The organism is Belnapia moabensis DSM 16746 (assembly GCF_000745835.1).
In the GTDB taxonomy this organism is placed as follows: Bacteria; Pseudomonadota; Alphaproteobacteria; order Acetobacterales; family Acetobacteraceae; genus Belnapia; species Belnapia moabensis.
Window position 1 is genome coordinate 1 of record NZ_JQKB01000268.1, and the last position, 1,525, is coordinate 1,525.

Consider the following 1,525-nt stretch of genomic DNA (forward strand, 5'->3'; position numbering starts at 1 on the left):
AACATGGTGAGGCAACCCTGGCGCACCGCCTTACCTATCGAAGCCAACCCGAAGAACCCGACTTATTTCGCGTTAGAGTATTACGTGATTCGAATGGTTTCCTTTTCAGTTTGCGTCGGCGAAGTAGTTGGTGCATTCGGCTGGTGTGAAGGTGTCGATGATGCGGCCGATGGAGCCTACGGGCCATTGAAGCTGCGTTCAGATTGACGAAGGCTTGCTCGATTGGGTTGAAGTCGGGGCTGTAGGGCGGGAGGTGAGGATGCCACTTGGCAGGCTCGGCCGCTCAAGCCAGCGCCGAGGCAGTGCTCCGACGCCGCTGGTGTTCTTCGATGCGCTACAGGTAAGGGTCGGTGACGAAAGTCTGACCCCCAATAAGGCGGCGCACATCGCGCTCGGCGTACGAGCGAACGGCACCAACGGAATCCTTGGCCTCTGACTTGAGCAGAACGAGGGTGCCAAGTCCTGGCTGCGGGTGATGAACGAGCTGGGCAATCGCGGCGTGGAGGACCTGCTCCTGGAGGTGGTGGCCGAGTTTAAGGACTTTCCCGAAGCGATCTTGGCGGTGTTCCTCAAGGCGGCCGTACAGACCTACATTGTTCAGCTGTTACGCCACAGCCTGAATTTTATCTCCTGTATCGATCGCAGGGCGGGCGCTGCGGCGCTGAAGGATATTTGCCGCGGCATCCCCGGCCCCGGCCGAAACCGCGCTGACGGCGTTCAATGGCCGGGCCGTGGGGCCAGAAATACGCTGCCGTCAGCCAGAGCTGGCGGCGCGCCTGGGGCCAGGTTGTGCCGATTTACGCGTTTCCCGCCGAGGTCCGCCGGATTTTGTGAGCCACGAATGCGATCGAGGCTTTGAACGCCAAGCTACGCAGCGCCGTCCGAACCCGCGGCCACTTCCCAACCGACGACGCCGTCTTGAAGCTGCTCTACTTGGTCTTGGACAGAACCGAGAAGGAGTGGACCATGCCGGATCGTAAATGGTCCATGGACAAGGCCCAGTTCGGCGACCGCTTCAACAAGGCCGTAACCTGACCGCGTCGTTCAACCGACCGGCCATACACGGAAATCCTGACAGCCCCCGTCTGCGCCGAGTGCCGGCCCTCGCCGGTGGCCCCGGCGCGCCCGAGCCCACCTGCCGCAACAGTGCGGCCACCGGACCGCGCTCACCCTGAAGCGGACCGTAGCCGCTTGGGGGGGCGACCCCGCCGCGATCGCCGCCACCACGTGTTCCCGCAGAGCGACCGACAGCGCCTTCAACTCGTCCCCGCTCCCATGCCAAGGCACCACTGAATTACCGCCCTGTCGTTCGCAGGATCACAAGCGACTGGGTCAGGCAAGAAACCCCTCTAATGGCCCTACCCAAGCCGTCTACCGGACCGAACCCGACCAGCTAAGGCCCACTCAACCTAATGGTACTCTCGCCGGTTCTAAGGCCTGTTAGAGCTTGAGTGCTACTCCCATATTCGGGGCATGACGGACGGGAACGGGTGCGAGGTTTTCACCGACGCAGCGTGGGCGCTCT

2 pseudogenes are annotated in these 1,525 nt (G+C 62.4%); one reads left to right on the forward strand and one right to left on the reverse strand.

Going from position 1 to position 1,525, the window contains the following annotated elements:
• Nucleotides 1-105 precede the first annotated feature (105 nt).
• Nucleotides 106-256 (reverse strand): annotated as a pseudogene (locus tag EP26_RS37970) (IS630 family transposase); the annotation flags it as partial.
• Here EP26_RS37970 and EP26_RS37975 point away from each other — a divergent pair.
• Nucleotides 256-1,035, forward strand: a pseudogene (locus EP26_RS37975) (IS256 family transposase); the annotation flags it as partial. The pseudogenes EP26_RS37970 and EP26_RS37975 overlap by 1 nt on opposite strands.
• Between the last annotated feature and the right edge of the window lie 490 nt (nt 1,036-1,525).